The organism is Candidatus Electronema sp. TJ, from assembly GCF_048287355.1.
GTDB lineage: Bacteria > Desulfobacterota > Desulfobulbia > Desulfobulbales > Desulfobulbaceae > Electronema.
On the sequence record NZ_JBLWEP010000069.1, the window covers coordinates 6,549 to 11,385 of the forward strand.

The window sequence follows — 4,837 nt, forward strand, 5'->3', positions numbered from 1 at the left end:
CCACATAATCTTAATCAGTTAAAATCAGGAGACAGAACATGGCAACGGTTCAATGGCGGCCCACAGTCAACGCGCTCACCACACCTGTTTCATATAAGATGCTCTTTGTGCCAAGGAATGTAGTGAACACCGAGGAGCTGGCCGCCCGCATGGCTGCTGCGCTGCCCAACTACAGCGAGGAGGAGCTGCGCAGCATTCTGGCCATCCGCAACAAAATCATCCAGCAGAGCCTGATCAACGGCGAGCAGGTGACCGAGGAGGGCTGCTTCACCTACTCGCTCTCGTTCACAGCCAAGCTGAACAGCGCGGATGACGCGCCGCCGTCAGCAGACCAGTGTTTGCAGGTGCGCATCTATGCCTCGCCGCCCTTTGTCGCCAAAGTGCGCTATGCAGCCCAGCTTGAACGGCTGTCGCGGGAAAAGAAACTGCCGCTGATCAACACGGCTGAGGACACGCTGTTCAAGCTCAGCGACGTGCTCAACCCGGACAGCGTGCTGCGGCTCACTGGCAAAGACCTTGCTTTTGATGCGGAAAAAGGCACGGGAGAATGCGTGATCGCAGGTACTGAGAGCGGCCGCGCCGTGCAGCGCCGCCTGAACGTGACCGCCAACAGCGCGATCATGCTCATGCCGGATATTCCGGCGCAAAGTCAGCCGTGGAACAATGAGTACATCATCTCTGTCACCACCCGCTACACCGCGCACGGCACGCCGCGCACCGGCATCTATGAGCGGATGCTGCGCACGCCGCTGACCATTGTTTTGGGCGATGAGGCGGGGATTCTGACAGGCAGCGATGCCAGTGCGCATGTCACGGTCACTGGCGGCGCAGCCTCGGCGGACGCAAAGCTGCGCATCCAAGTCGTCCTCGATCTGCAAGGGGAACGGATGCTCTTGTCTTTGCTGGACATGAAGGAAGGCGGCGCGGCAGGCGCGGCAGTGAGCGTGACGCAGAACGGGAATTACACCTTGAACGGCTTTGCCGCTTCCACGGTGAGCAGCTTGAACATCACCGTCAATAACTATGCAGGACTTTGGGAAATGGTGCGCAACGACTACAGCGGCAGGCTGATTGATGTGCTGGATGTGAAGACGGCATAGAGCAGAGCTGCGGGGCGAAAGAGCTTCCGCCCCGGCGGCGAGCAGGCAGGCTGAGCCTCAGTGCTCCGACTTGAGCACGGACAGAAACGCGGACTGGGGTATGTCGACATTGCCCACGGTTTTCATCCGCTTTTTGCCCGCCTTCTGCTTCTCCAGCAGCTTGCGTTTGCGGCTGATGTCGCCGCCGTAGCATTTGGCCGTGACATCCTTGCGCAAGGCGGAGATGTTCGTCCGTGCCACCACGTTGCCGCCGATGCTGGCCTGAATGGCGATCTTGAACATCTGCCGGGGGATCTCCTCCTGCAAACGCTCGCAGGCAGCCAGGCCGCGTTCACGCGCCCTCACCCGATGCGTGAGCTGCGACAGCGCGTCCACCCGCTCGCCGTTCACCAGTATGTCCAGCTTGACCAGATCGCTGGCCCGGTAGTCAATAAGCTGATAGTCAAAGGAGCCGTAGCCCTGCGTGAGCGACTTGAGCTTGTCGTAGAAGTCGTAGATGACTTCACCAAGGGGCAGCTCGCAGTGCAGCTCAATCCGGCCCGGCGTTGGGTAGTTGTAGGTGATGTTCTCGCCCCGTTTCTCCACGCAGAGGTTCATCAAGCCGCCCATGTAGCGTTCCGGGATGAGGATGTTGGCCTTGATGAACGGCTCCTCAACCTGCTCGATGGTGCTGGGATCAGGGAAATACGAAGGGTTGTCGATCATCTGCACGGTGCCGCTTTGCAGGGTGATGCGGTACTTGACCGAAGGCACAGTGAGGATGATGGAGATGTCGAACTCGCGCTCGATGCGCTCCTGAATGACCTCCAGATGGAGCAGGCCAAGGAAGCCGCAGCGGAAGCCGAAGCCCAGTGCTGCTGAGGAATCCTTCTGGAAGGTCAGGGATGCGTCGTTGAGCTGGAGCTTTTCCAAGGCAGCGGCAAGCTCTTCGTAGTCGTCGGCGGAGATGGGGTAAATGGACGAGAAGACAACCTGCTGCACTTCCTTGAAGCCCGGCAGGGCGACAGCGCAAGGCGCGTCCTTTCTGGTGATGGTGTCGCCCGGCTTGGCATCAGAGAGGGTTTTGATTCCGGCAATGACATAGCCGACCTCGCCAGCGGACAAGATGTCTTTCTGATTGCGGGTGATCTGAAACCAGCCCACCTCCTCGACCTTGTATTCCGAACCGTTGTGCATGAAGACGATGGTGTCGCCGGGCTTGAGCGTGCCATTGACGATGCGCACCGAAATGACCGTGCCCCGGTAGGGGTCGTATTTCGCGTCAAAGATCAGGGCTTGCAGTGGTGCCTCCGGGTCGCCCTGCGGCGGGGGCAGATACTTGACAATGGCCTCAAGGATGTTCTCCACGCCGATGCCGGTTTTCGCCGAGCATTTCTGCACGGTCTCCAAACTCAGGCCGAGATCATGGCTGATCTCGTGAGCCACCTTCTCCGGCTCGGCAGCGGGCAGGTCAATCTTGTTGATCACCGGGATGATTTCAAGATCGTTCTCCATCGCCAGGTACAGGTTGGCCAGGGTCTGCGCCTCCACGCCTTGGGCCGCGTCAACAAGCAGCAAGGCTCCTTCGCAGGCGGACAAGGCCCGCGAGACCTCATAGCTGAAGTCCACATGGCCGGGCGTGTCAACCAAGTTAAGAACATACTGCTGGCCGTCCTTGGCTTTGTAGGGCAGGCGCACGGTCTGGCTTTTGATGGTGATGCCGCGTTCCCGCTCGATGTCCATGTTGTCCAAAAGCTGGTCGTGGAATTCGCGGTCGGTGATCACGCCGCAAAGCTGAATGAGACGGTCGGAGAGCGTTGACTTGCCGTGGTCAATATGGGCAATCACGCTGAAGTTGCGGATGTTTTTCATATTCTCTTGTATCTTGTCTGAAAAGGGGGTATTCTTGGCCGCTGGCAGATGGAAGGCAGTATAAATATACTGAATTTGAAACTTTTTCAAGCAATAGAGCGCGGACCCGGCCCGGCGGCCTGTTTTCCCTGCGCAATGCGTGAATTTTCTGCCGGAATGCGGTAAGCTGAAGCCATGATTGACGAGACCGAAGAGAATATTCAGGAAGAGGAAGAACTCCGCGAGGAGGAGACGGAAGCTGAAGACGAGCAGCCGTATTATCCGGTGACGCTGGTCACGCCCAGTGATGACGCGAACCTGCCAGCGGTCAGCAACCCGGCCCTGCACCGTTATTTGCAGGAAATCAGCCAGTATGAGCTGCTTTCCCGCGAGGAGACCGAGGAGCTGGCCATCCGTTTCCGTGAGACCGGCGACCCGGAGGCCGCCTACCGCCTTGTCTCCGCCAATCTGCGGCTGGTGGTCAAGGTGGCGATGGACTTCCAGAAATACTGGATGCAGAATTTCATGGACTTGGTGCAGGAGGGCAATGTCGGCCTCGTTCAGGCGACGAAGAAATTTGATCCCTACCGGGGCGTGAAGTTTTCCTATTACGCCGCTTACTGGATCCGCGCCTATATCCTGAAATTTATTATGGACAACTGGCGCTTGGTGAAAATCGGCACCACTCAGACCCAGCGCCGCCTCTTCTTTAGTCTGAATAAAGAAAAGAAGCTGCTGGAAGCGCAGGGCTTCAAGCCAGATGTCAAGCTCTTGGCCGAGCGGCTTCAGGTCAAGGAAAGTGAAGTGGTGGAGATGGGCCAGCGCATGGACAGCTGGGATGTCTCCTTGGAAGCCCCGGTGCTCGGCGATTCGGACGAAGAGCAGAAAGAGTTCTTTCCGGCCAGCGGCCCGGCGGTGGAGGACATCGTCGCCCTGAATGAGGTGCGGGAGCGGATCGCCAAAATTCTCATCCACGTGGATGACGTGCTGAATGAGAAGGAAAAAGTCATCCTCAACAGCCGCCTGCTCAGTGACGAGCCGGAAACCCTGCAAGACATTGCCGACCACTTCAAGATTTCGCGGGAGCGGGTGCGGCAGATTGAGGCCAACCTGCTGAAAAAGCTGCGAGCTATTTTTGAAAAAGAACTGCCCGATGTCCGGGATTATCTTGATGTTGAACCAAATGCGCCTGCCTCAAGCTCCAGCCCGTATTAAGCTGGTTTTTCCTTGTTATTTCTTGTCGTTGAGGTAAACATGAATGTTCCTCTGCTGGATCTGCATCCGCAGACCGCTGCCCTGCGTGACGAAATCCTTCGGGCTGTCACTGAGGTGCTTGATTCCACTACCTACATCCTTGGCCCCAAGGTCACGCGGCTGGAGGAGGAGGTTGCCGCGTATTCCGGCGCGGGCTTCGGCATTGGCGTGAGCAGCGGCACCGATGCCCTGCTGATGTCCCTGATGGCATTGGAAATCGGGCCAGGCGACCGCGTACTGACCACACCCTATTCGTTTTTCGCCACAGTCGGGGCGATTTTGCGTGTTGGGGCCTTGCCGGTTTTCGCCGATGTTGATGAGGCAACCTTCAACATTGATCCTGACAAAATGGCCGAACTGCTTGCCGACGATGCCAAAAAGGGCAAGAACATAAAGGCCATTATTCCGGTGCATCTCTTTGGGCAATGCGCGGACATGGGCAAAATCATGGCCTTGGCGCAGGAATACGGCATCCCAGTGCTGGAGGACGCAGCGCAGGCGATTGGCTCAGAATATCCCATGCCAGAAAAAGACGGCTCGGTGCAGTGGCGCAAAGCAGGTTCAATGGGCTTGGCTGGTTGCTTCTCCTTCTTCCCGTCGAAAAACCTTGGCTGCTTGGGCGACGGCGGCATGGTCATCAGCTCAGACAAAGC

General features: G+C 57.8%; 4 protein-coding genes. 3 read left to right on the forward strand and 1 reads right to left on the reverse strand.

The genetic code is table 11. From position 1 onward, the window contains the following. Window positions 1-38: 38 nt before the first annotated feature. On the forward strand, window positions 39-1,100 hold the full coding sequence (locus ACNKID_RS06665; protein WP_417912656.1) for a hypothetical protein: 1,062 nt from the start codon (window positions 39-41) through the stop codon (window positions 1,098-1,100). A gap of 57 nt (window positions 1,101-1,157) precedes the next feature. Here ACNKID_RS06665 and lepA read toward each other — a convergent pair whose 3' ends face one another. After that, window positions 1,158-2,951 (reverse strand): translation elongation factor 4, encoded by a 1,794-nt coding sequence (lepA, locus tag ACNKID_RS06670; protein WP_417912657.1) that lies wholly within the window; start codon window positions 2,949-2,951, stop codon window positions 1,158-1,160. 174 nt (window positions 2,952-3,125) lie between these two features. Between lepA and ACNKID_RS06675 the strand changes: the two genes are divergently transcribed. Together ACNKID_RS06675 and ACNKID_RS06680 are read left to right on the forward strand one after the other, a co-directional pair. Continuing rightward, entirely contained in the window at window positions 3,126-4,145 is a 1,020-nt protein-coding gene (locus ACNKID_RS06675; RefSeq protein ID WP_417912658.1) for a sigma-70 family RNA polymerase sigma factor, read from the forward strand. Window positions 4,146-4,184: 39 nt separating this feature from the next. Then, window positions 4,185-4,837, forward strand: a 653-nt coding sequence (locus ACNKID_RS06680; protein WP_417912659.1) for a DegT/DnrJ/EryC1/StrS family aminotransferase, incomplete at its 3' end; no start/stop codon positions are given.